Source organism: Streptococcus parasanguinis, from assembly GCF_040908565.1.
Lineage (GTDB): Bacteria > Bacillota > Bacilli > Lactobacillales > Streptococcaceae > Streptococcus > Streptococcus parasanguinis_AC.
On record NZ_JBDGEA010000005.1, the window covers coordinates 1 to 22,815 of the forward strand.

A 22,815-nucleotide genomic window follows, 5' to 3' on the forward strand; every position below is an offset into this window, starting at 1 on the left:
TTTATTGTTCAGTTACTATAACTTTCGTTATAGCGCCCTGCACATTGGTTCGTCTTGTTCAGTTTTCAAAGGTCTTTTTCGCTCTCTCGCGACAACTATATTAGTATATCATGACCTGATCTTGCTGTCAATACTTTTTTTAATTTTTTTTATTTTTTTAAAAGTTTTTTTGGGAATTCAATAGAAAAGCCCTTGATATAGGCTTTTCTATAAGTCTAATTCTTTGTTAATGACTAGGAATTTTTCTTCCCCGAAGTTTCTTTTAATTAATCCTTTTCTTGCTATATCTATAAGATCTCTTGAAATTGATTGGATGATTTCTTTTTCTTCATTACTAAGGACTTTCTTTGAGTATTTTTTTCTAAGTTCTCGATAGTCTGGTTTTTCTTTTTCAAAAAAAGTACAACTCTTTAAATAGTTTTCTAGTTTTTCTAACTGAACAAATAATCCTAGCTCAAATGCTATCGGTGCAAAGGTTGTTTCTAACGATTGGGTACAAACACTTCTTAATTCTACCGTTCCACGGGCAGTTAGATCTTGAAATTGGTAACTTCGATGTTGTTTTAAATCCTCTTTCATAGGTTTAATATTTTTTTCATTCCCATCAGCTGAATAGGCCTTAATTTCTTTTTGTTCGAGATAATCCTTCACTCGAATTGGTTTGAAATAATAGGATTTACCCTCTCTAGTTGCTGTAAATATAGCCGTTTTAACAAGATTATTAAAAAATTCTTCTTCACTTTTGTATTCCTTTGGATAGATACCTACATTTTCCTTAAAATAACCATGTAAAGATTTTTCCCAAAAAATATCTCTGGAAACTTTTGTATCCCATGCAGCTCCTGAGAATTCGGAATTTGAAAATAAATAAGCTTTGACTGCTTCGATTTTATTAAATGCATTGATAATTCGGATATAATTATCACGCTTTACGTCCAACTGAACTTGGTTTCCACATATAAAAGCACCATAAGTAGGAAATGAGTGTGTTTGCATTCCTGTATCTTTCATTGCAAGAAAAGCCATTAACATCTTGTATCTCTCATTTTTTACTGGGCGATTATCATTATGTTTCCACTGGGGATGGATACCGTGGCCTTGAATTTCATGACCTTGCTCTTGTAAAATTGGTTGAATTACCTTTAAATATTCTTCAAACCGTTCAGAAACCTCATTTATAGAATGAGCCCTTTCAAACGCAAATTCGATTGTATTATAACTTAATTCAAATAGAATACGATCTTTCGTATTTCGCTGTATTAATTGGATAGGATTATTGTCATCATCTATTTTTTCAACTTCAAAATCCGATCGCTTTGCTAAGGTCCGAAAAAGATCTTTTGTTACCTCTGTATTTGTTTTATTCCCGTATATTTCAACAATCGGATACTCTAGCTCAATTCCGACAAAGAGCTCAGAATCCTGTTTCATGTTGCTTAAATACTTCTCTTTAAGTAATTGAATTGCTTGTTGTTTTGTCATTGAATCCTTTTTTCTTCTATTGGAGATATGGGTTCTATTATATCATTTTTTGCCATACTCGACTAGCCAAGATAAGTAAAGACAAAACGCCTGCTTACGAAATTGTTTTAAGTTAAAGCAATTTCGTAAACAAGCGTCTACCATTCATCCAATATGATGAGTGTTCCCGCTGGGGATAATCCCCAGCGGTAGACCAGAGCTAGACTAAGAATAACAATGTATTCCATCATCATAACACTCAACAAAATTGATGATATTATACCAATTCGATGATAGCCATTGGCGCAGCATCACCACGACGTGGTTCAGTTTTAAGGATACGAGTATATCCACCATTGCGCTCAGCATAACGAGGTGCCAATTCAGAGAACAATTTTTGAAGTGCTGTTGTTTCTGAGTATTTACCTGTTTCTTCATCAAAGTTTTGTGATGCAACTTCGTTACGTACGAATGCAGCAGCTTGACGACGTGCATGCAAATCACCACGTTTACCCAAAGTAATCATTTTTTCAACTGATTTACGGATTTCTTTCGCACGTGCTTCAGTTGTAACAATTGCTTCATTGATGATAAGATCTGTAGTCAAATCGCGAAGCATTGCTTTACGTTGTGAGCTAGTGCGTCCTAGTTTACGGTAAGCCATGTATTCCTCCTCTATTTATCGTTTTTTAACCCAAGGCCTAAGTCGGCAAGCTTGATTTTAACTTCTTCAAGACTCTTACGTCCTAAGTTACGAACTTTCATCATTTCTGCTTCTGATTTTTCAGTCAAATCATAAACAGTATTAATGCCAGCGCGTTTCAAACAGTTATATGAACGAACTGAAAGATCTAATTCTTCGATCGTACGTTCTAAAATGCGATCATCAGAAGTTGTATCTACTTCCTTCATAACATCTGTCGCAATTGCAATTTCAGTTAAGTTTGTGAATAGATTTAGGTGTTCTGTCAAAATTCGAGCAGATAAACCTAAGGCATCTTCTGGAATAATTGTCCCATTTGTTAAAATTTCAAGGGTTAGCTTGTCAAATCCATCGTTGCTACCAACGCGTGCTGGTTCAACTTGGTAATTGACTTTTGTCACTGGCGTATAGATTGAATCTACAGCAAGTGTTCCCACTGGTGCATCATCTTTTTTGTTTTGATCAGCTGGAACATAGCCACGTCCACTGTTTACAGTAAGCGTTGCTTTCAAAGATGCTCCTTCTCCGATTGTAAATAGATAATGATCAGGGTTTACAATTTCGATGTCACTATCCGTAAGAATGTCTCCAGCAGTTACTTCTGCAGGTCCTTCTACATCAAGTTCAATAATCTTTTCGTCTTGGACGTAAGATTTAACGGCGATTCCTTTAACGTTAAGAATAATTTGCATAACGTCTTCGCGGACTCCTGGAACAGTATCAAATTCGTGGAGTACACCTTCAATGTTGATTGAAGTGACAGCTGCACCTGGAAGTGAAGCTAGAAGTACACGACGAAGTGAGTTTCCAAGCGTTGTACCATAGCCACGTTCAAGTGGTTCTACGACAAATACGCCATAATCTTTGTTTTCATCAATTTTTGTTATATTTGGTTTTTCAAACTCAATCATTTGCTATACTCCCTCTTAAACGAAAAGCTGTGTAATTGTTGATGATTATACACGGCGACGTTTTGGAGGACGAGCACCATTGTGTGGTACAGGAGTTACATCGCGGATTGCAGTTACTTCAAGACCAGCAGCAGCAAGTGCACGAATAGCAGACTCACGACCTGAACCAGGACCTTTAACAGTTACTTCAACAGATTTAAGTCCATGTTCTTGAGCAGATTTAGCAGCAGCTTCTGATGCCATTTGAGCAGCAAATGGTGTAGATTTACGAGAACCTTTGAAACCAAGAGCACCTGCAGATGACCAAGCGATTGCGTTACCATGCACATCAGTAATCATAACAATTGTGTTGTTAAAAGTAGCGTGAATATGAGCAATACCAGATTCGATATTCTTTTTCACACGACGTTTACGTGTTGGTTTAGCCAAGATTTTTACCTCCTTATTTTATTTTTTCTTACCTGCAATCGCAACCGCTTTACCTTTACGAGTGCGAGCATTGTTTTTAGTGTTTTGTCCACGAACTGGAAGTCCACGACGGTGACGGATACCACGGTATGAACCGATTTCCATCAAGCGTTTGATGTTTAAGTTTACTTCACGACGAAGGTCACCTTCAACTTTGATTGCGTCAACTTCACGACGGATAGCATCTTCTTGATCTGGTGTAAGATCACGAACACGAATATCTTCAGAAATTCCTGCAGCAGCAAGGATTTTCTTAGATGTTGGAAGTCCGATACCATACACATAAGTCAATGAAATTACTACACGTTTGTCATTTGGAATGTCAACTCCAGCAATACGAGCCATGTTTTCTCCTTTCTATCTTATCCTTGACGTTGTTTGTGTTTTGGATTTGCTGGGCAAATTACCATAACACGACCATTACGACGAATTACTTTACAGTATTCGCAAATTGGTTTGACCGATGGTCTTACTTTCATTTTTATCCCTCCAAGTTTTTCGACTATTTAAAGCGGTATGTGATACGTCCACGTGTCAAATCGTACGGACTCATCTCCACTGTAACACGATCTCCCGCTAAAATACGAATATAGTTTTTACGAATTTTACCAGAAACTGTTGCTAAAATCTGATGTCCATTTTCAAGTTCAACCGTAAACATAGCATTCGGCATCGTATCGACTACTTTGCCTTCTACTTCAATCACATCGTCTTTTGCCACGCAAAAGTACCTCCATAAATTTCGATTCATTCCTCTGAGCACAGAGGTAACAATTATAAGTCAGACTAACTAATTGTATCACTTGTTGTCAAATATTGCAAGTGACTAAAACGTTTTTATTTTAAATTCTCTAAGACTTTTTGGATATCTTTAAAGACGTCGTTGATATCTTGATTTCCTTCAATATCATGGACCAATCCTTTTGCACGATAATGAGCAAGAATCGGCTCACCTTGAGCAATATTCACATCCAAGCGACGTTTAACCGTTTCTGGTTTATCGTCCTCACGTTGGTAATAGTCTTCTTCTTTGTAATCAGCTGGTGGATTGAATACTTTATGGTAGGTTTCACCTGTTTCACGGTGAATGATACGTCCACTCAAGCGTTCAAGTAGGCAAGATGGATCTACTTCGATGTTGATCACTCCCTCAAGTTCAAGACCAAGGTCGACCAAGATTTGATCCAAAGCATGTGCTTGTTCAATCGTACGAGGGAAACCATCTAAGAGGAATCCTTTTTCCTTAATGTCGTCTTGAGCCAAACGTTCTTTTACAATCCCGTTTGTCACATCATCTGGCACCAATTCACCTTTGTCGATGAATGATTTTGCCAATACACCCATTTCAGTTTGGTTAGCCATTGCTGCGCGGAACATATCTCCAGTTGAGATGTGCGCCACGTGAAACTCTTCAACGATTTTAGCTGCTTGAGTTCCTTTACCTGCTCCAGGCAACCCCATAATTAAAAGATTCATGATGAATCCTCCTTATTTTGTTTTTAAATGGAAGCAGGAGCGAATTCCTATTTCCATTTAAAAACAAAATAGAAGGCTGACAAAGTCAACCTTATTCTATTCTGTTGTTGTGTCCATAAATCCGACATACTTACGTTTTAATAAGTAGCCTTCTAATTGTTTCATTCCTTCAATACCTGTTGAAATAATGATTAACAAACTAGTTCCTCCAAGAGCAACTGCATCTGTCAAACCAAATAAATCTCGGGCTAAGATTGGAATGATGGTAATAAAGCCAAGGAATACTGATCCGACGCTTGCTAAACGACGTAGCAAACGAGACATAAACTCTTCTGTTCCCTTACCAGGGCGAACACCTGGGATATAGGCACCACTCTTTTGAAGGTTTTCTGCTGTTTTTTCAGGATTGATCTGAACAAACGTGTAGAAGAACGTGAAGAGAATGATCAGCAAGGCATACATAGCGACACCAGTTGGTGTGTTTGTAGCCAACATGGCTTGGGCTGTTTTCACCCATCCTGCATTGTAACCCATAGCGCTAATTACTTGGAAAATGGCAGCAGGGGCTGCTGTAATCGAACTAGCGAAGATGACAGGAATAACTCCTGCTGGGTTCACTTTTAAAGGAAGGTAAGAACTTGATGGAGCTCCTTGAGCAATCTTAGTATATTGGATTGGAATCTTGTATTGTGCTTGCTCTACAAAGGTTGTAAAGTAAACAATAACCAAGACAGCAAGGATTAATACCCCAACAAAAATAAGGGAATTAGTCATTTGACCAGAACGTACGTTCACAAATGCATTTTCATAGATTTCTTTAATCATCTCTGGAATTGATGACACAATTCCCGCAAAGATAATCATTGAAACACCATTTCCGTATCCTTTATCTGTGATTTGTTCTCCAAGCCAAGTCACAATCATGGAACCGGTCGTCAGAATTGCACCGATTAACAGATAGGTCTTGGTATTAGGAGTTGCAACTAATTTTGCCTGAGACAAGGTGTGGAAAGTCGCTGTAATCCCAATGGATTGAACAAAAGCTAGAACCAAAGAAATATAGCGTGTTGCTTGGTTGAGCTTTCTTCGACCGACCTCTCCTTGTTTGCCCCATTCAACAAACTTAGGTAACAGATCCATTTGCAAAAGTTGCACGACGATCGAAGCTGTGATGTATGGGCTAACCCCTAATGCGAAAACTGAGAAGTTCCTCATAGCATTCCCAGATACTAAACTGAGCATGTTCAAGAAGGACACATCTTGAAGGTTGTTCAGAATTTTCGCATTTACACCAGGTACTGTAATCGTGGTTCCAATGCGGAAAACAAGAATGATAAAGATGGTAAATAAAATCTTCGATCGAACTTGTTTTACCTTAAATGCATCTTTTAATAATTTAAAAAACATAGGTCACCTCACTTAGATGACTTCAACTGAACCACCTTTAGCAGTGATAGCTTCTTCAGCTGATTTAGAGAACTTAGCTGCTTTGACAGTCAACTTCTTAGTCAATTCTCCATTACCAAGAATTTTGATTCCTGATTTTTCAGATTTTACAATTCCTGATTCAACAAGTACTACTGGAGTTACTTCGGCACCATCATCAAAGGCGTTCAATTGATCAAGATTTACAATAGCATATTCTTTAGCGTTGATGTTTGTAAATCCACGTTTTGGAAGACGACGGAACAATGGAGTTTGTCCCCCTTCAAAACCAAGACGTACACCGCCACCGCTACGAGCTTTTTGACCTTTTTGACCACGGCCAGAAGTTTTACCATTACCAGATGAAGTACCGCGACCAACACGGTTGCGGACTTTACGTGAACCTGTAGCAGGTTGTAATTCATGAAGTTTCATTATTATTTTCTCCTCTTTTGTAAATTGCTAACGCATGTAATCGGGAAAAGGTGTCCCGACTACAAACTCGCCTATACTTATATTTAGTTTTAGGGGATGAGAAACTTCTCATACCCCTGAAAACCTTGTTCTATTTCAAAATAGATTATTTTACTTCTTCAACTGTTACCAAGTGAGATACTGCAGTGATCATACCACGTACTGCTGGGTTATCTTCTTTAATAACAGAGCTGTTTAATTTGCCAAGTCCAAGTGCTACAACAGTTTTACGTTGTGACGGGATGCGTCCGATTGGAGACTTAGTCAAAGTGATTTTAATTTGAGCCATTTGAATCTCCTTTCTTAAGCCAAGTCAGAAACTGAAATACCACGAAGGGCAGCAACTTCTTCAGCGCGTTTCAATTGAGCTAAACCTTCCACTGTTGCACGAACAATGTTGATTGGAGTGTTTGATCCAAGTGATTTAGATGTTACATCTGCAATACCTGCCAATTCGACAACGGCACGAACTGCACCACCTGCAGCAACCCCAGCCCCTTCGATAGCTGGTTTCAACAATACACGAGCTCCACCAAATACTGATGTTACTTCGTGAGGAATTGTTGTTCCAACCATAGGAACTTCAATCAAGTTTTTCTTAGCATCTTCTACTGCTTTACGGATTGCTTCTGGTACTTCTTGAGCTTTACCTGTACCAAAACCAACACGTCCGTTACGGTCACCAACAACTACAAGAGCTGCAAAGCGAAGACGACGTCCACCTTTAACAACTTTTGTAACACGGTTGATGGCAACTACACGTTCTTCAAGTTCAACTGCATTGTCTTTAAATGCCATTTTCTAGTGTCCTCCTATTAGAATTTCAATCCGTTTTCACGAGCTGCATCAGCCAAAGCTTTAACACGTCCGTGATATAGATATCCACCGCGGTCGAACACCACTTCAGAAATACCTTTAGCAACTGCACGTTCAGCAACAAGTTTGCCGACAACAACGGCTTGTTCAGTTTTAGTTCCTTTTGAAACTTCTTTGTCAAGAGTTGAAGCGCTTGCGAGCGTTACACCCGCTACGTCATCAATTACTTGAGCGTAGATGCCTGTATTAGAACGGAATACGTTCAAACGTGGGCGATCAGCAGTTCCAGAGAGTTTTCCGCGAACGCGACGGTGGCGTTTTTGACGGATTTTATTTTTATCTGGTTTCGAAATCACAATTTTCACCTCTTAATTTTAAAATCATGTGCTAAGCACTGAGTTGGTAAGATGAAGATTGGTTGAAAAACAACCAAACCACATTATTTACCTGTTTTACCTTCTTTACGGCGAACGAATTCACCAACGTAACGGATCCCTTTACCTTTGTAAGGTTCTGGTGAACGAAGGCTACGTACGTAAGCAGCTGTTTGACCAACTACTTCTTTTGAAATTCCGCTAACAACAATTGTTGTTGGGTTTGGAAGCTCAAAAGTAATTCCTTCTGGAGCTTCAACTTCGTCTGGATGAGATTTACCAACAGCCAAAACAAGTTTTGATCCTTGAAGTTGTGCACGGTAACCAACCCCGCGCATTTCAAGTTCTTTCTTGAATCCTTCTGATACACCAACAACCATGTTGTTCAAAAGGGCACGAGTAGTTCCGTGGATAGTTTTCATTTCTTTTGAATCGTTTGGACGGTGAAGAGTAACTTCAGTTCCTTCCACACGGATTTCAATATCTTTTGAGAACTCACGAGTAAGTTCTCCTTTAGGTCCTTTTACAGTTACGACGTTGTCATTGTTAGTGAGTTCAACACCAGCAGGCAACACGATAACTTTATTACCAATACGTGACATGTTTTCTATTCTCCTGTTAAATTGTCAGGCCATAAAGGCCAGTTTTCACGGGGTTTAAGATACTTATTTAGTTCAAGAGCTGAACTGAACACGCTCTAAGAACTGTGCAAAATAGATAAGTTGGCTTGTTTGTCAACAAACTGCTCCAACTTCCTTATTTTGCTTTGTTCTTTACGAGCTTTGTATCTTGATTTTACCAAACGTAAGCGATAACTTCCCCACCAACATTCTTTTGGCGTGCTTCTTTATCAGTAAGCAAACCTTCAGAAGTTGAAAGGATAGCAATTCCAAGTCCGTTAAGAACTTTTGGAAGATCTTCACGTTTTTTGTAAACACGCAAACCTGGTTTAGATACACGTTTCAAGTTTGTGATAACTTTTTCACCGTTTTGTCCGTATTTCAAGAATACACGGATGATGCCTTGTTTGTCATCTTCGATGAATTCAACGTTTTTTACAAAACCTTCGCGTTTAAGGATTTCAGCAATCCCTTTTTTGATGTTTGATGCAGGTACTTCAAGTACTTCGTGTTTTGCTTGGTTAGCGTTACGAATACGTGTAAGGAAGTCTGCGATTGGGTCAGTCATAACCATTATAATTTCTCCTCTTACTAGTAGTTTGCAAGTTGCACTTGCTAGTTAATACATGATACAGTGAGCGTAACAGCGAGAGCAAAAATAGGCAATTTGATGCAGGAGCGATGCTCCAAAGAAAATTGGTCTTTTTTGCCAAAGCTGTAGCTCGTGTTCAAATTGGCAAGCCCAACTGAACCCGGGCTAAACTCTGTGTGAAAAAGATAAACTTTCCTAGAAACTAAAGTTTCTTCGTCAAGTTTCCTATTTTCACTTGGAGTTTTAACGCCCTTGATATCTTAAATTACCAAGATGCTTTTGTGACACCTGGGATTTGACCTTTGTATGCCAATTCACGGAAGCAAACACGGCAAAGTTTAAACTTGCGGTAAACTGAGTGTGGACGTCCACAACGTTCACAGCGAGTGTATGCTTGAGTAGAGAACTTCGCTGGGCGTTTGTTCTTAGCAATCATAGATTTTTTAGCCATTAGTTTTACCTCCTATATTATTTTGCAAACGGCATACCGAGGCCAGTAAGCAATGCACGTGATTCTTCGTCTGTGTTCGCTGTAGTTACGATTACGATATCCAAACCACGAGTTTTATCAACATCATCAAAGTTGATTTCTGGGAAGATCAATTGTTCTTTCACACCAAGTGTGTAGTTTCCGCGTCCATCAAATGATTTTGTTGGAACACCATGGAAGTCACGTACACGTGGAAGTGAAACTGTTACCAATTTATCTAAGAATTCGTACATACGTTCACCACGAAGGGTAACTTTTGCACCGATCGCAACACCTTCACGAAGACGGAAGCCGGCGATTGATTTTTTAGCCTTAGTGATCAATGGTTTTTGACCTGAGATCAAAGCAAGCTCTTCAGCAGCTTTTTCAAGGTTTTTAGCATTTGATACTGCATCACCAACACCCATGTTCAAAACGATTTTATCAACTTTTGGCACAGCCATAACTGATGAATAGTTGAACTGTTCAGTCAATGATGGTACTACTTCATTAAGGTATTTTTCTTTTAAACGATTAGCCATTATACTTCTCCTTTCCTTCGTGATTAGTCAAGCACTTCGCCTGATTTTTTGTTGTAGCGAACTTTTTTGCCGTCTACAAATTTGTAGCCAACACGTCCAGCAACACCGTTTTTGTCCAAAACTTGAACGTTAGAAGCATGGATTGGAGCTTCTTTTTCAACGATTGCACCTTGAGGGTTTTCGTTATTTGGACGTTGGTGTTTCTTGATGATGTTTACACCTTCTACAACAACTTTATTTACTTTTGGAAGAGCAGTAAGAACAACAGCTTCTACGCCTTTGTCTTTACCAGCGATAACGCGAACTTTGTCGCCTTTTTTTACAAACATTTTATTCTCCTTTTATTCTTACGCCCGACGGGCACCCTGGCTGAGCCAGGGGACTGTGTTTGTTTTTTTATTGATTAAAGTACTTCTGGAGCAAGTGATACGATCTTCATGAAACCACCGTCACGCAATTCACGTGCAACTGGGCCAAAGATACGAGTTCCGCGAGGAGTTTTGTCATCACGGATGATCACTGCTGCATTTTCGTCGAACTTGATGTATGAACCATCTTTACGACGAGCACCTGATTTAGTACGAACGATAACAGCTTTTACAACGTCACCTTTCTTAACCGCACCACCAGGAGTAGCTTGTTTTACAGATGCAACGATTACATCACCGATGCTCGCGAATTTACGTTTTGAACCACCAAGAACTTTGATTGTCAAGATTTCGCGTGCGCCACTGTTGTCAGCGACTTTCAAACGAGTTTCTGTTTGAATCATTTACGTTTTCTCCTTTCAGGTATGATTAGATGATGACCGCTTTTTCAACGACTTCTACAAGACGGAAGCGTTTTGTAGCTGAAAGCGGACGAGTTTCCATGATACGAACGATATCGCCTTCTTTAGCAACATTGTTTTCATCATGAGCTTTGTATTTTTTAGAATAGTTGATACGTTTACCATAGACTGGGTGGTTACGTTTAGTTTCAACTACAACTGTGATTGTTTTGTCCATTTTGTCAGACACAACGCGTCCAACAAGAACTTTACGATTATTGCGTTCCATTGAAATTCTCCTTCCCTAGTCTATTATTTAGCTTCTGATTGAACAGTTTTGATACGAGCGATTTGTTTTTTCACTTCTTTCAAACGTCCAGTTTGTTCCAATTGACCAGCAGCTGCTTGGAAACGAAGTTCAAACAATTCTTTCTTCAATTCATTTTCACGCTTCGCGAGTTCTTCTTGAGAAAGACCACGAAGTTCTTTAACAAATTCTTTTACTTCTGTAAGTTTCATGACCTCTCCTTATTCTGCTTCACGTTTCACAAATTTAGTTTTAACTGGCAATTTGTGGCTAGCAAGACGAAGTGCTTCGCGTGCGATCTCTTCAGATACACCAGCGATTTCGAACATCACTTTACCACGTTTAACTGGTGCTACCCAACCTTCAGGAGCCCCTTTACCAGATCCCATACGTACCCCGATAGCTTTAGCGGTGTATGATTTGTGTGGGAAAATCTTAATCCAAACTTTACCACCACGTTTCATGTAACGAGTCATGGCGATACGAGCAGCTTCGATTTGACGGTTTGTGATCCAGTGGCTAGTTGTAGCTTGAAGACCGTATTCACCGAATGCTACTTCTTTTCCACCTTTTGCTTCACCGCGCATTTTACCACGGAATTCGCGACGGTGTTTTACACGTTTAGGTACTAACATTGGTTATTTACCTCCTTTAGCGTCTTTACGAGCTGGAAGAACTTCACCACGGTAGATCCATACTTTAACACCAAGTTTACCGTAAGTAGTGTCTGCTTCTTCCCAAGCGTAATCGATATCAGCGCGAAGTGTGTGAAGTGGAACAGTTCCTTCAGAGTATCCTTCTGCACGGGCAATATCTGCACCGTTCAAACGACCTGATACTTGAGTTTTGATTCCTTTAGCTCCAGCACGCATAGCACGTTGGATCGCTTGTTTTTGTGCACGACGGAAAGCAACACGTTGTTCCAATTGACGAGCGATTCCTTCACCAACAAGGTGAGCATCCAAGTCAGGACGTTTGATCTCAATGATGTTGATGTGTACTTGTTTACCAGTCAATTTGTTAAGAGCTGCACGAAGTGCATCAACGTTTGCTCCACCTTTACCGATAACCATACCTGGTTTAGCAGTGTGAAGAGAAACGTTAACTTTGTTTACTGCGCGTTCGATTTCAATAGTTGAAACGGCTGCGTCAGCCAATTCTTTTTGAATGAATTTACGGATTGCAAGATCTTCATGAAGGTAATCCGCGTATTCTTTTTCAGCATACCATTTGGCATCCCAATCACGGATGATACCAACACGCATACCAATTGGATGTACTTTTTGACCCACGAGTTTACCTCCTTATTTTTCTGCAACAGCTACTGTGATGTGAGCTGTACGTTTGTTGATTGGTGAAGCTGAACCTTTCGCACGTGGACGGAAACGTTTCATTGTTGGTCCTTCGTTTGCGAATGCTTCAGATACTACCAAGTTAGCTTTTTCCAAACCAAAGTTGTTTTCAGCGTTTGCTACTGCTGAGTTCAACACTTTAAGGATGATCCCTGCAGCTTTGTTTGGTGTGAATGTCAAAATAGCGATGGCATCGGCTACGCTTTTACCACGGATGTTGTCAAGAACAAGACGTGATTTACGAGGTGAAACACGCACTGTACGAGCCATTGCTTTAGCTGAAGTAATTTCTGCCATTTATGTTCTCCTTATTTTCTACGTGTCTTCTTGTCGTCTGCCGCGTGACCTTTGTAAGTACGAGTTGGTGCAAATTCACCAAGCTTGTGACCTACCATGTCTTCTTGGATGTAAACAGGTACATGTTTACGCCCATCATAAACTGCGATAGTGTATCCGATGAAACTTGGGAAGATCGTTGAACGACGTGACCAAGTTTTAATTACTTTTTTCTTTTCGTCGTTTGCTTGAGCTTCAACTTTTTTCATCAAATGCTCATCGACGAAAGGTCCTTTTTTAAGACTACGTCCCATTTTGTAATTTTCTCCTTTAAAATTTAGTACCACAGCGGCTTGCGCTGCTATGCAGCGCTACCGAGCTGGCGGAAAGTGTAAGCTAGTTGCTTATGATTATTTTTGGTTGCGACGACGAACGATAAGTTTGTCAGATTTCGCTTTCTTGTTACGAGTTTTAAGACCAAGCGCAGGTTTACCCCAAGGAGTAGATGGCGCTTTACGTCCAACTGGTGCTTTACCTTCACCACCACCGTGTGGGTGATCATTCGGGTTCATTACAGAACCACGAACTGTAGGGCGAACACCTTTCCAGCGGTTACGTCCCGCTTTACCAAGATTAACAAGTCCATGTTGTTCGTTTCCGACAACACCAACTGTAGCACGGCAAGTTCCAAGAATCATACGAACTTCGCCTGATTGAAGACGAACAAGTACATATTTACCTTCAGAACCCAATACTTGAGCAGAAGCTCCAGCAGCACGTACCAATTCTCCACCTTTACCAGGTTTCAATTCGATGTTGTGGATCAAAGTACCAACTGGGATGTTAGCAAGTGGAAGAGCATTTCCAACTTTGATATCTGCTTCTGGTCCTGATACGATGCGTTGACCTACTTCAAGACCTTTAGGGGCAATGATGTAAGCTTTCACACCGTCAGTGTAGTGTACAAGCGCGATGTTAGCTGAGCGGTTTGGATCGTATTCGATCGTTTTAACGACTGCTTCAACTCCATCTTTGTTACGTTTGAAATCGATCAAACGGTAATGACGTTTGTGTCCACCACCTTGGTGACGAACAGTGATACGACCGTTGTTGTTACGACCTGCTTTGTTTTTAAGAGAAACAAGCAAAGTTTTCTCAGGTGTGTTTGTTGTGATTTCAGCGAAATCCAAAGAAGTCATATTACGGCGACCGTTTGTTGTTGGTTTATAAACACGAATTCCCACGATATTTCCTCCTTAGATTATTCAGCTTCAGTAGCAAACAACTCGATTGCTTTAGAATCAGCTGCAAGCGTGATGATAGCTTTTTTAGTTTTTGAAGTAAAACCAGTGTAACGTCCAACGCGTTTTGCTTTAGGTTTTACGTTTACAGTGTTCACATTCGCAACTTTTACACCTTCAAACGCAGCTTCAACAGCTTGTTTGATCAAAAGTTTGTGAGCGCGAGTGTCAACTTCGAATACATATTTGCCTGCTTCAAGTTGAGCCATTGACTTTTCAGTGATAACAGGTTTTTTGATAACATCATACAAATTCATTATGCAAGAACCTCCTCGATTTTAGAGATAGCTGCTTGAGTAACAAGAAGTTTGTCACTATTTGCGATGTCAAGAACACTTGCAGTTGTAGCAGTCGCAACTTTCACGTTTGGAAGGTTACGAGCTGAAAGAGCTGCGAATTCGTTTCCTTCTTCAAGAATAACAAGGACTTTAGAATCGATGCTCAAAGCTGCAAGAACTTTTGCAAATTCAGCAGTTTTTGGAGCTGTAAATTCAAGAGAATCAACGGCTACAAATTTGTTTTCAGCAACTTTTTCTGAGTAAACAGATTTAAGTGCAAGGCGACGAACTTTTTGAGGAAGTTTGTACGCATAGCTACGTGGAGTTGGTCCGAAGACGATTCCACCACCACGCCATTGTGGAGAGCGGATAGAACCTTGACGAGCACGTCCAGTTCCTTTTTGACGCCATGGTTTGCGTCCGCCACCTGAAACGGCTGAGCGGTTTTTAACTGCGTGAGTTCCTTGACGAAGGCTAGCACGTTGGCTGATGATCACATCAAATACAACTGCTTGGTTTGGTTCGATACCAAAGATCGCATCGTTAAGAACAACTTCGCCCGCTTGTTTACCAGTTTGGTCGAATAATGTTACATTTGCCATTTTGACTGTATTCCCCTTTCCTTATTATTTACCAGCTTTAACTGCTGACTTGATAGTGATAAGAGATTTCTTAGCACCTGGTACGTTACCTTTGATAAGGATAACGTTCTTTTCTGGAACAACTTGTACAACTTCAAGGTTTTGAATCGTTACGCGATCGCCACCCATGCGTCCTGCAAGGTTTTTACCTTTGAATACGCGGTTAGGCGCAACAGGTCCCATAGAACCTGGACGACGGTGGTAACGAGAACCGTGAGCCATAGGTCCACGTGATTGTCCGTGGCGTTTGATAACACCTTGGAAACCTTTACCTTTAGAAGTACCAGTTACATCAACAATGTCTCCAGCTTCGAAAGTGTCAACTGTGATTTCAGCACCAACTTCCAAGCCTTCAACGTTTTTGAATTCACGAATGAAGCGCTTAGGAGCCGTGTTAGCTTTTGCTACATGTCCTTTAGCAGGTTTGTTGCTCAATACTTCGCGTTTGTCATCGAAACCAACTTGGATAGCGTTGTAACCATCTGTTTCAACAGTTTTAACTTGAAGAACAACGTTTGGAGTTGCTTCGATAACTGTTACAGGGATCAATTCGCCAGCTTCAGTGAAGATTTGAGTCATTCCCACTTTTTTCCCTAAGATTCCTTTTGTCATGAGAAAATAGTTCCTTTTCTATAGTTTTTTTATTCAAAAAGTTTTTAACGAGCGTTTTTCATGCTCTTGATCAAGCTTTAGATTAAAGTTTGATTTCTACGTTTACACCACTTGGAAGATCCAATTTCATCAAAGCGTCAACTGTTTTTTGAGTTGGGTTGATGATGTCGATCAAACGTTTGTGTGTACGCATTTCGAATTGTTCGCGAGAATCTTTATATTTGTGAGTCGCACGAATGATTGTGTAGAGGCTACGCTCAGTTGGAAGTGGGATTGGACCCGCAACTTGTGCACCTGTACGAGTAGCTGATTCTACGATTTTTGCAGCCGCTGTGTCAAGTGTACGGTGTTCGTACGCTTTCAAACGGATGCGGATTTTTTTGTTTGCCATCTTTTTCTCCTTTTCGTCTATTTAAGATAATAGGCTAGCTCCACAAGAAAACCGACGCGCGTTGCGTGGCAATGCAACCGAGCGTGTCGCAACCTCTTGCATCAAAGCTAATAGCTGTTTTTCACAGCACCATAGTAGTTTAACACAAACAAAGGCCCAATGCAAGGGATTTGAGAAGATTTTTTTCGTTTTTTTAATGAAAGTGTTTTCGAAAAATATTGAATGCTAAAAATGTTACCATTATATAGAAAAAAGTTCTACTTTTCTGTAGAACTTTTTATTCTTTTTCAATACAAAATTGATCTTGTGATGTATTGACCAGGATATCTGCCTCATCTTCCATCGGTTGATAATACTGATGGTATTGTTCTCGTCTGATTTTGTGAATTCGATAGATGAAGTCCATTTCTCGATTTCGTTGGGCGACGTCTCTGCTTAATCGTCTTTCTAGCTCCGTATGATCATCTGTGTAAAAACAAATGGTTTGATCAAACAAAGACTTGGGTAAAAAAGCCACTGACATCCCTTCTACGATGAGAATAGACTTGTTCCCAGATAATATGTGGCTTAGAGACCATGGCTGATCAATCGTTCGTATATCCATTCCCGCTTGAAGGGCTTGAATATCTCGTTCTAGACTAGCCAATTCGTGAGCACTCGACAGACATGCGGTCACTTTTTGACCTGGGGAGTCTTTTGGTACAACCAATCCTCTTGGACTTCCAATAACATAGGGATCCGTCTCTAAAAGATTAACTTTCATGAGGTCCAATCGCTCACAGAGTGCTTTTGCAAAGGTTGTTTTTCCTGAACCACCATGACCATAGATCCCAATGGTCTGCCATTCTTTTGTCTGGATCTTTTTTACCAAGGAGTCTAATAGTCTTTCGCGATCCATCCTAGAAATTCCGTCCTGATTTGTTATAGCCATATTTTTCGACGAAATGCTCACGGAATTCTAAAAGATTGTCATCCATGATGGCTTGACGGACCTGCTTCATGAGGTTAATCAAGAAATAGAGGTTGTGGTAGCTGGTCAAGCGAATACCGAAGGTCTCATCTGCCTTGAGGAGGTGGCGGAGATAAGCTCGGGTATAGTTTTTACAAGTGTAGCAATCACATTCAGGATCCAGCGGTGTAAAATCTTCTGCAAATTGCGCATTTTTCACCACCAGACGTCCCTGACTGGTCATGCAGGTACCGTTTCGAGCGATCCGCGTCGGCAAGACACAGTCAAACATATCCACTCCACGAATCACCCCATCGATCAGACTGTCTGGAGCTCCTACTCCCATAAGATAGCGAGGCTTGTTCTCTGGTAAGAGCGGAGTTGTGAAATCAAGTACTGCATTCATCTCTTCATGGCTTTCCCCAACAGCTAACCCACCAATAGAATAACCTGGAAAGTCCATGCTGACCAGATCCTGGGCGGACTGACGGCGCAAGTCTTCAAATCCAGCCCCTTGGACAATCCCGAACAGTCCTTGATCATGAGGACGACGGTGAGCTTTTAGCCCACGTTCTGCCCAACGACTGGTCCGTTCGATTGATTTTTTCACATAATCATAAGGCTGATAGAACTGAGGACATTCATCAAAGGACATCATGATGTCACTCCCTAGATTGTTTTGGATCGAGATGGCCTTTTCTGGAGAAAGGAACATCTTCGAGCCGTTGAGGTGGTTTTTAAAGGTTACCCCTTCTTCGGTGATATTTCGGGTATCCGCTAGTGAATAGACCTGGAAGCCTCCACTATCTGTCAAAATTGGCTGGTCCCAGTTCATGAACTGGTGCAGTCCTCCTGCTTTTGCGACCAAGTCATCCCCTGGACGAAGCCAGAGATGGTAAGTATTGGCCAAGATAATGCCCGAGCCCATCTCTTTAAGTTCTTCTGGCGATTGGGTCTTAACAGTTGCCTGAGTCCCTACAGGCATAAACATTGGGGTTGGGAAGGTCCCGTGAGGGGTGATAATTTCTCCCAGACGAGCACCTGTATGCTTTTCTTTTTTGATTAATCGATATTGAATCGGTGAATCTGTCATGGTTACCTCCGTACTGGGAAAGACAGTCCCAGCCTTCTTATTCCTGTCACAGTTTTCCTGTGAGCACCTGTACGATTGTACCAAATTTTACCGGCTCTGTCACGGACTTATGTTATAATAAAAAGTACTACTATGAAGAGAGTGTCACCTATGAACCTTAAATTGATTCGCCTCCGGGCACGTACCATGCAAGTCCAGCAACCGGGCTTAGCTATCCTTTTTGCCTTGCCGGTCCTGTTGACCATTCTTGCTAACTTTCTCTTAAGTGGGCAAGATCTGATCGATCTACTACCGGATATGACCTTGCAGCAAGCAAGTGTCTACATGATCCAGCGGCAGCTCTTTCCTTCTGTTGTCTCCTTTGTCATCTCCATTTTAGTGGTCGGTGCAACTTTTAGCTATTTAGATACGATCAATCCCAAAATGGAACACCGAACACGCGTGTTAGATATCTTTAAACAAGATCGCTTTACCTCTGTATTTGCCACCTTGATCTTGAAGCAAGCTGTCCTCTTTTTATGGGGACTTATCCTCTATGTGGGGAGTCTCATCAGCACCTACGCCAGCATTCGATTTTTGGCGATCTACGACAAGGTAAGCAACCCTAGTACTTTGAGTGCTTCCAGTCCTGAATTTCAATCTCTCATGCAACAAATGCCTCTGATGACGGCCGGTATCGTACTGGGCCTACTCGGCCTCTTCTTTTACCTGCCACAATACTACAGTCTCAGTCTGGTCGAATTGATCCTCTACGAACAACTACGAGACGGCGACTACAAGGGAGCCTTTGGAGTGCTTCGCCAAAGTCGTGAAACCATGAAAGGGTTCCGCAGCAATCGCTTGGTGCTCGATCTAACCTTGATTGGTTGGTACTTCTTGAATTACTTCACGCGCGATGTCATCGGCTTTTATACCATGCCATACTTTATCAACTGCCAAATTGCATTTTACGATCAAATCAAGCAGATCAAACAAGGGCCACGCCATTTCACAGGCCATCCAAACCATGAAACTGAATAAGAGTAAGAAGAAAACCCCAGTTTCCTGCTGGGGTTTTCTTCTATAATTTTACTGTCAATTTCTTATCATTTATAAACCGTATAGTGATTCCCCGAGGATTAGTCGGGTGTGTTCCCGTTTGATACAGCGGTTCATGACAATATCTTCTCGTCCAGCTCCACGAAGGATTTCTTCTGCTTCTTGATTTTCCAGCTCCAATTGTGCCCAGAAAATTTTCGCATCTGTCTCAATAAAATCACGCGCCACATCTGGCAAAAATTCACTGCGACGGTATACATCGACGATATCTACTGGGAAAGGGATCTCCTGTAGGCTAGCGTACACTGTCTCCCCAAGGATTTGCCCTCCAGCTGCGCGGGGGTTGACAGGAATAATCCGATAGCCCCGCTCTTGCATCTCCTTGCTGACACGATGACTGGTTGTGTCTTCACGATCAGATAATCCAACTACAGCAATGATTTTACTGGTTTCTAGGTAATGTTTGATAATGCCATCACTAGGATTACGAAATGAATAGGCCATATGAATCTCCTTTTGTATGCGTTTCCTTTCTTTAAATAGTATAACAATCCAGAGGGCATTGCAAGTGTTTGTCGTTAAAAGCGGTAGGAAACTAAAAAGTCTCCTACCGCTTTCTATTTTGAATAAACTCAATCTTATTTTGCTTCATACCATGTTTTGCCTGCATTCTCATCTGCTTCCAGTGGTACCGCAAGCTCAATAGCGGATTCCATGGTCTCTTTGACGAGTTCTTTGATCGCTGCCAGTTCATCACTTGGTACTTGCAGAACGATTTCATCGTGGACCTGAAGGAGCATCTTGGTCTTGTATGCGCCTGCTTCTAAGGCTTGGTCCAAGTGGATCATGGCAATTTTCAAAATATCTGCCGCCGATCCTTGGATCGGTGAGTTGATAGCCGTCCGCTCCGCAAAGCCTCGAACATTGAAGTTGCGAGAGTTGATATCTGGAATCTCCCGACGACGCTTGAAGAAGGTTTCTACATAGCCTTTGTCACGCGCTTCCCGCACCACTCTCTCCATATAGTCCTTGATGCCAGGGTAGCGTTCGAAGTAAGTCTCAATGTAGGCCTTGGCTTCTTTTCGACTGATCCCTAGGTTGTTAGACAGTCCAAAGTCGGAAATTCCATAAACCACACCGAAGTTTACTGCTTTTGCATTGCGGCGGTCATTCGGCGTCACATCTTCTGGTTTTTCAATATTGAAGACCCGCATAGCAGTGGATGTATGGATATCTGCCCCATGCTGAAAAGCATCAATCAAATGCTCATCTCCCGAAATATGGGCCAAGACGCGCAGTTCGATCTGTGAATAGTCCGAACTCAGCAAGACACTGTTTTCCTCTTCTGGGACAAAGGCCTTGCGAATGAGACGACCTTGCTCCAAACGGACAGGAATATTTTGTAGGTTGGGATCCACGCTGGACAAGCGTCCAGTCTGCGTCAAATCCTGTACATAGCGGGTATGGATCTTCCCATCTTCCAAAATCCAATCTTGAAGACCGATGACATAGGTCGACTGGATCTTAGCAATTTGGCGGTATTCAAGAATCTTAGACACGATCGGTGCGATTGGAGCCAGGCGTTCCAAGACATCAACAGCTGTTGAATAGCCGGTTTTGGTCTTCTTAGTATATTCAAGAGGGAGTTCCAATTTTTCAAAGAGGATGACACCCAATTGTTTTGGAGAATTGATGTTAAATTCTTCTCCTGCCAACTCGTAGATTTCTTGGGTCAAGCGTTCCAAGACCACTTCGTTTTCCACCTGCATATCTTGTAGGGTCTGGCGTTCCACCTTAATCCCTGCGATTTCCATCTTGGCCAAAACAGCTGCTAAGGGTTGCTCCATATCATAGAGCAGATCTAGTTGGTCGTGAGCTTTGAGTTGCTCCGTCATAGGCTCTTCAGTGTCTAGTAAAACAGCGACTTTTCTTGCCAAATGCTCTAATAGGACCGCCTTTTCTGGAATGGCTTTTTTGGCTCCCTTGCCATAAACAACTTCGTCAAGCGGCAGTGCAATCTGGCTATAGAGACTCGCAATGGTTGAAATTTCATTGTCCTCTACGGTCGACAAGAGATACTTGGCCAATCGACTGTCAAACGCGGGATTTTGAAGGGTAATACCCAAGTGGCTGAGCAAGACTTTGGCCCGTTTGAAGTCATAGACCTTGAGGGGCGTTTTTTCGAGAAATTCTTTGAAAATTGGTGTTTGTAAAAGACCAGTATCTGTACTCGCGTAGAGCTGACTTTTGGTCCCCCATGCGAAACCGATGATGGGTTCCGTATGGTAATTGTCCCCAAACATCTCAAAATGGAAGAAACTATCTTCCGTGAGCATATCTGAAGTGACTTGCTCGACTTCTGTATAGTCAAGGGCTACAGGAGCTGCTTCTTCTCCACTGAGATCCAAGGCCTGACGGAGTTGCTTAAAGCCCATCTCCTCATAAAACTTGGCGAGATTTTCTAGATGAGGACCCGTATAGGTGATATCGTCCAGCCCGATCTCAATGGGCGCATTGGTATCGATGGTCGCGAGAGTCTTGGACAGATAGGCCTGCTCCTTGTCGTTGATGAGGTTTTCCTTCATCTTAGAAGCCTTCATCTCATCGACATGCTCGTAAATACCATCGAGAGAGCCATACTCTAGGAGTAGTTTGATTCCTGTCTTTTCTCCGATTTTGGTGACACCTGGGATATTATCCGACTTATCTCCCATCAAGGCCTTGAGGTCGATAAATTGCTCTGGTGTCAGTCCCATCTTCTCTTTCAGATAGGCTGGAGTGAATTCTTCAAACTCCGCTACCCCTTTTTTTGAGATTTCAACCACCGTGTTGTCATCTGTCAGCTGGATCAAATCTTTATCCCCAGAAACGATAGTCACATCAAAAGGAACAGAAGTTGATTCTGCCAACTTGTCTAGCGTTCCAATAATATCATCTGCTTCATACTGGGCCAGCTCATAGTGGCGAATTCCCAAATGATCCAGTTGCTCACGAATGAAAGGAAACTGCTCGCGGAACTCATCTGGTGTTTTTGCACGGCCCCCTTTGTAGTCGGCATACATCTCCGTCCGAAAAGTGGTCTTTCCTGCATCGAAAGCAACAAGAACATGGGTCGGTTGGATGCGCTCCAAGAGATGGCTCAACATAAGGTTAAAGCCATAGACCGCATTGGTATGCAGACCATTGGCATTTTTGAAGCGATCGATTTGATTATAAAGTGCGAAAAAGGCACGAAATGCGACGGAAGACCCGTCGATGAGTAGTAATGTATTCTTTTTTTCCATAGGCCTATTATACCACGAATCACAAGGTCTCTGGTACATAAAAACTCTACCCTTTCGGGGTAGAGCCTTCTTTAGGAGTTTCTTATGAAAAATGAAAAGAAGTGTTTATTCGCCGTAACAAGAACCTTGTTGTGGCAATTTCTTAAAGCGTTTTGGATAATTGACTGAGATTTTCATTTTCTGTACCTCATTT

35 protein-coding genes are annotated in these 22,815 nt (G+C 41.4%); 1 reads left to right on the top strand and 34 read right to left on the bottom strand.

What is annotated here, in order from left to right; all coding sequences use genetic code 11:
* Positions 1-207: 207 nt before the first annotated feature.
* From AB5Y61_RS03330 to tgt, 32 genes are all read right to left on the bottom strand, one after another.
* Positions 208-1,482, bottom strand: coding sequence for a glutamate-cysteine ligase family protein (locus AB5Y61_RS03330; RefSeq protein ID WP_368403189.1), 1,275 nt, complete (start codon positions 1,480-1,482; stop codon positions 208-210).
* Between the two features lie 256 nt (positions 1,483-1,738).
* Positions 1,739-2,125: a 50S ribosomal protein L17 gene (gene rplQ / locus AB5Y61_RS03335; protein WP_003002399.1), complete on the bottom strand. Its 387-nt coding sequence runs from the start codon at positions 2,123-2,125 to the stop codon at positions 1,739-1,741.
* An 11-nt stretch (positions 2,126-2,136) separates the two neighbouring features.
* Entirely contained in the window at positions 2,137-3,075 is a 939-nt protein-coding gene (locus tag AB5Y61_RS03340; RefSeq protein WP_003009635.1) for a DNA-directed RNA polymerase subunit alpha, read from the bottom strand.
* Between the two features lie 45 nt (positions 3,076-3,120).
* Positions 3,121-3,504, bottom strand: a complete 384-nt coding sequence (rpsK, locus tag AB5Y61_RS03345; RefSeq protein WP_001118385.1) for a 30S ribosomal protein S11 — start codon at positions 3,502-3,504, stop codon at positions 3,121-3,123.
* An 18-nt stretch (positions 3,505-3,522) separates the two neighbouring features.
* Entirely contained in the window at positions 3,523-3,888 is a 366-nt protein-coding gene (gene rpsM / locus AB5Y61_RS03350; protein WP_205011994.1) for a 30S ribosomal protein S13, read from the bottom strand.
* A 17-nt stretch (positions 3,889-3,905) separates the two neighbouring features.
* Positions 3,906-4,022, bottom strand: a complete 117-nt coding sequence (gene rpmJ, locus AB5Y61_RS03355) for a 50S ribosomal protein L36 (RefSeq protein ID WP_001808836.1) — start codon at positions 4,020-4,022, stop codon at positions 3,906-3,908.
* A 23-nt stretch (positions 4,023-4,045) separates the two neighbouring features.
* A complete protein-coding gene (gene infA, locus AB5Y61_RS03360; protein ID WP_001029883.1) occupies positions 4,046-4,264 on the bottom strand; it encodes a translation initiation factor IF-1 in 219 nt (72 codons plus the stop codon).
* Between the two features lie 116 nt (positions 4,265-4,380).
* Complete coding sequence (locus AB5Y61_RS03365) at positions 4,381-5,019, bottom strand: adenylate kinase (RefSeq protein ID WP_368403190.1); 639 nt, start codon at positions 5,017-5,019, stop codon at positions 4,381-4,383.
* A 96-nt stretch (positions 5,020-5,115) separates the two neighbouring features.
* Complete coding sequence (gene secY / locus AB5Y61_RS03370) at positions 5,116-6,426, bottom strand: preprotein translocase subunit SecY (RefSeq protein ID WP_023920186.1); 1,311 nt, start codon at positions 6,424-6,426, stop codon at positions 5,116-5,118.
* A gap of 12 nt (positions 6,427-6,438) precedes the next feature.
* Positions 6,439-6,879: a 50S ribosomal protein L15 gene (gene rplO / locus AB5Y61_RS03375; RefSeq protein ID WP_049483103.1), complete on the bottom strand. Its 441-nt coding sequence runs from the start codon at positions 6,877-6,879 to the stop codon at positions 6,439-6,441.
* A gap of 145 nt (positions 6,880-7,024) precedes the next feature.
* Positions 7,025-7,207, bottom strand: coding sequence for a 50S ribosomal protein L30 (gene rpmD / locus AB5Y61_RS03380; RefSeq protein WP_002894509.1), 183 nt, complete (start codon positions 7,205-7,207; stop codon positions 7,025-7,027).
* A 14-nt stretch (positions 7,208-7,221) separates the two neighbouring features.
* Positions 7,222-7,716 (bottom strand): 30S ribosomal protein S5, encoded by a 495-nt coding sequence (gene rpsE / locus AB5Y61_RS03385; protein ID WP_006595182.1) that lies wholly within the window; start codon positions 7,714-7,716, stop codon positions 7,222-7,224.
* Between the two features lie 17 nt (positions 7,717-7,733).
* Positions 7,734-8,090: a 50S ribosomal protein L18 gene (rplR, locus tag AB5Y61_RS03390; protein WP_003010871.1), complete on the bottom strand. Its 357-nt coding sequence runs from the start codon at positions 8,088-8,090 to the stop codon at positions 7,734-7,736.
* An 83-nt stretch (positions 8,091-8,173) separates the two neighbouring features.
* Positions 8,174-8,710 (bottom strand): 50S ribosomal protein L6, encoded by a 537-nt coding sequence (gene rplF, locus AB5Y61_RS03395; protein ID WP_000086640.1) that lies wholly within the window; start codon positions 8,708-8,710, stop codon positions 8,174-8,176.
* Positions 8,711-8,903: 193 nt separating this feature from the next.
* Entirely contained in the window at positions 8,904-9,302 is a 399-nt protein-coding gene (rpsH, locus tag AB5Y61_RS03400) for a 30S ribosomal protein S8 (protein WP_003010897.1), read from the bottom strand.
* Positions 9,303-9,585: 283 nt separating this feature from the next.
* Positions 9,586-9,771 carry a type Z 30S ribosomal protein S14 gene (locus AB5Y61_RS03405; RefSeq protein WP_001085699.1) on the bottom strand — a complete coding sequence of 62 codons (186 nt, stop codon included), beginning with the start codon at positions 9,769-9,771 and terminating at the stop codon, positions 9,586-9,588.
* A 17-nt stretch (positions 9,772-9,788) separates the two neighbouring features.
* Entirely contained in the window at positions 9,789-10,331 is a 543-nt protein-coding gene (gene rplE / locus AB5Y61_RS03410) for a 50S ribosomal protein L5 (RefSeq protein ID WP_003009606.1), read from the bottom strand.
* A 23-nt stretch (positions 10,332-10,354) separates the two neighbouring features.
* Positions 10,355-10,660: a 50S ribosomal protein L24 gene (rplX, locus tag AB5Y61_RS03415; protein ID WP_003002315.1), complete on the bottom strand. Its 306-nt coding sequence runs from the start codon at positions 10,658-10,660 to the stop codon at positions 10,355-10,357.
* A 74-nt stretch (positions 10,661-10,734) separates the two neighbouring features.
* Positions 10,735-11,103, bottom strand: a complete 369-nt coding sequence (gene rplN, locus AB5Y61_RS03420; RefSeq protein WP_003002384.1) for a 50S ribosomal protein L14 — start codon at positions 11,101-11,103, stop codon at positions 10,735-10,737.
* A 25-nt stretch (positions 11,104-11,128) separates the two neighbouring features.
* Positions 11,129-11,389: a 30S ribosomal protein S17 gene (gene rpsQ / locus AB5Y61_RS03425; RefSeq protein ID WP_003009600.1), complete on the bottom strand. Its 261-nt coding sequence runs from the start codon at positions 11,387-11,389 to the stop codon at positions 11,129-11,131.
* A gap of 23 nt (positions 11,390-11,412) precedes the next feature.
* Complete coding sequence (rpmC, locus tag AB5Y61_RS03430) at positions 11,413-11,619, bottom strand: 50S ribosomal protein L29 (protein WP_003002350.1); 207 nt, start codon at positions 11,617-11,619, stop codon at positions 11,413-11,415.
* 9 nt (positions 11,620-11,628) lie between these two features.
* Positions 11,629-12,042, bottom strand: a complete 414-nt coding sequence (gene rplP / locus AB5Y61_RS03435; RefSeq protein ID WP_000960947.1) for a 50S ribosomal protein L16 — start codon at positions 12,040-12,042, stop codon at positions 11,629-11,631.
* Positions 12,043-12,045: 3 nt separating this feature from the next.
* Positions 12,046-12,699 carry a 30S ribosomal protein S3 gene (rpsC, locus tag AB5Y61_RS03440; protein WP_003002336.1) on the bottom strand — a complete coding sequence of 218 codons (654 nt, stop codon included), beginning with the start codon at positions 12,697-12,699 and terminating at the stop codon, positions 12,046-12,048.
* A 12-nt stretch (positions 12,700-12,711) separates the two neighbouring features.
* Positions 12,712-13,056, bottom strand: coding sequence for a 50S ribosomal protein L22 (rplV, locus tag AB5Y61_RS03445; RefSeq protein ID WP_000818139.1), 345 nt, complete (start codon positions 13,054-13,056; stop codon positions 12,712-12,714).
* 11 nt (positions 13,057-13,067) lie between these two features.
* Positions 13,068-13,349, bottom strand: a complete 282-nt coding sequence (rpsS, locus tag AB5Y61_RS03450; protein ID WP_000533766.1) for a 30S ribosomal protein S19 — start codon at positions 13,347-13,349, stop codon at positions 13,068-13,070.
* Between the two features lie 96 nt (positions 13,350-13,445).
* Positions 13,446-14,279 carry a 50S ribosomal protein L2 gene (rplB, locus tag AB5Y61_RS03455; RefSeq protein ID WP_000512900.1) on the bottom strand — a complete coding sequence of 278 codons (834 nt, stop codon included), beginning with the start codon at positions 14,277-14,279 and terminating at the stop codon, positions 13,446-13,448.
* 17 nt (positions 14,280-14,296) lie between these two features.
* On the bottom strand, positions 14,297-14,593 hold the full coding sequence (locus AB5Y61_RS03460) for a 50S ribosomal protein L23 (protein ID WP_003009593.1): 297 nt from the start codon (positions 14,591-14,593) through the stop codon (positions 14,297-14,299).
* Entirely contained in the window at positions 14,593-15,216 is a 624-nt protein-coding gene (gene rplD, locus AB5Y61_RS03465; RefSeq protein ID WP_003009591.1) for a 50S ribosomal protein L4, read from the bottom strand. Before rplD ends, AB5Y61_RS03460 begins: the two co-directional genes overlap by 1 nt.
* 24 nt (positions 15,217-15,240) lie before the next feature.
* On the bottom strand, positions 15,241-15,867 hold the full coding sequence (rplC, locus tag AB5Y61_RS03470) for a 50S ribosomal protein L3 (protein WP_003010846.1): 627 nt from the start codon (positions 15,865-15,867) through the stop codon (positions 15,241-15,243).
* An 82-nt stretch (positions 15,868-15,949) separates the two neighbouring features.
* Positions 15,950-16,258, bottom strand: a complete 309-nt coding sequence (rpsJ, locus tag AB5Y61_RS03475; RefSeq protein ID WP_003009585.1) for a 30S ribosomal protein S10 — start codon at positions 16,256-16,258, stop codon at positions 15,950-15,952.
* Between the two features lie 277 nt (positions 16,259-16,535).
* Positions 16,536-17,156 carry a uridine kinase gene (locus tag AB5Y61_RS03480; protein WP_368403191.1) on the bottom strand — a complete coding sequence of 207 codons (621 nt, stop codon included), beginning with the start codon at positions 17,154-17,156 and terminating at the stop codon, positions 16,536-16,538.
* 1 nt (position 17,157) lies between these two features.
* Positions 17,158-18,300 carry a tRNA guanosine(34) transglycosylase Tgt gene (gene tgt / locus AB5Y61_RS03485; RefSeq protein ID WP_003010858.1) on the bottom strand — a complete coding sequence of 381 codons (1,143 nt, stop codon included), beginning with the start codon at positions 18,298-18,300 and terminating at the stop codon, positions 17,158-17,160.
* A 150-nt stretch (positions 18,301-18,450) separates the two neighbouring features.
* On the opposite strand from tgt, the gene AB5Y61_RS03490 reads away from it, so the two are divergent.
* Complete coding sequence (locus AB5Y61_RS03490) at positions 18,451-19,320, top strand: DUF975 family protein (RefSeq protein WP_368403192.1); 870 nt, start codon at positions 18,451-18,453, stop codon at positions 19,318-19,320.
* Positions 19,321-19,389: 69 nt separating this feature from the next.
* On the opposite strand, the gene AB5Y61_RS03495 is transcribed toward AB5Y61_RS03490, so the two are convergent.
* Together AB5Y61_RS03495 and polA are read right to left on the bottom strand one after the other, a co-directional pair.
* Positions 19,390-19,842: a CoA-binding protein gene (locus tag AB5Y61_RS03495; RefSeq protein WP_368403193.1), complete on the bottom strand. Its 453-nt coding sequence runs from the start codon at positions 19,840-19,842 to the stop codon at positions 19,390-19,392.
* Between the two features lie 134 nt (positions 19,843-19,976).
* On the bottom strand, positions 19,977-22,622 hold the full coding sequence (gene polA, locus AB5Y61_RS03500) for a DNA polymerase I (protein ID WP_368403194.1): 2,646 nt from the start codon (positions 22,620-22,622) through the stop codon (positions 19,977-19,979).
* Positions 22,623-22,815: the final 193 nt, after the last annotated feature.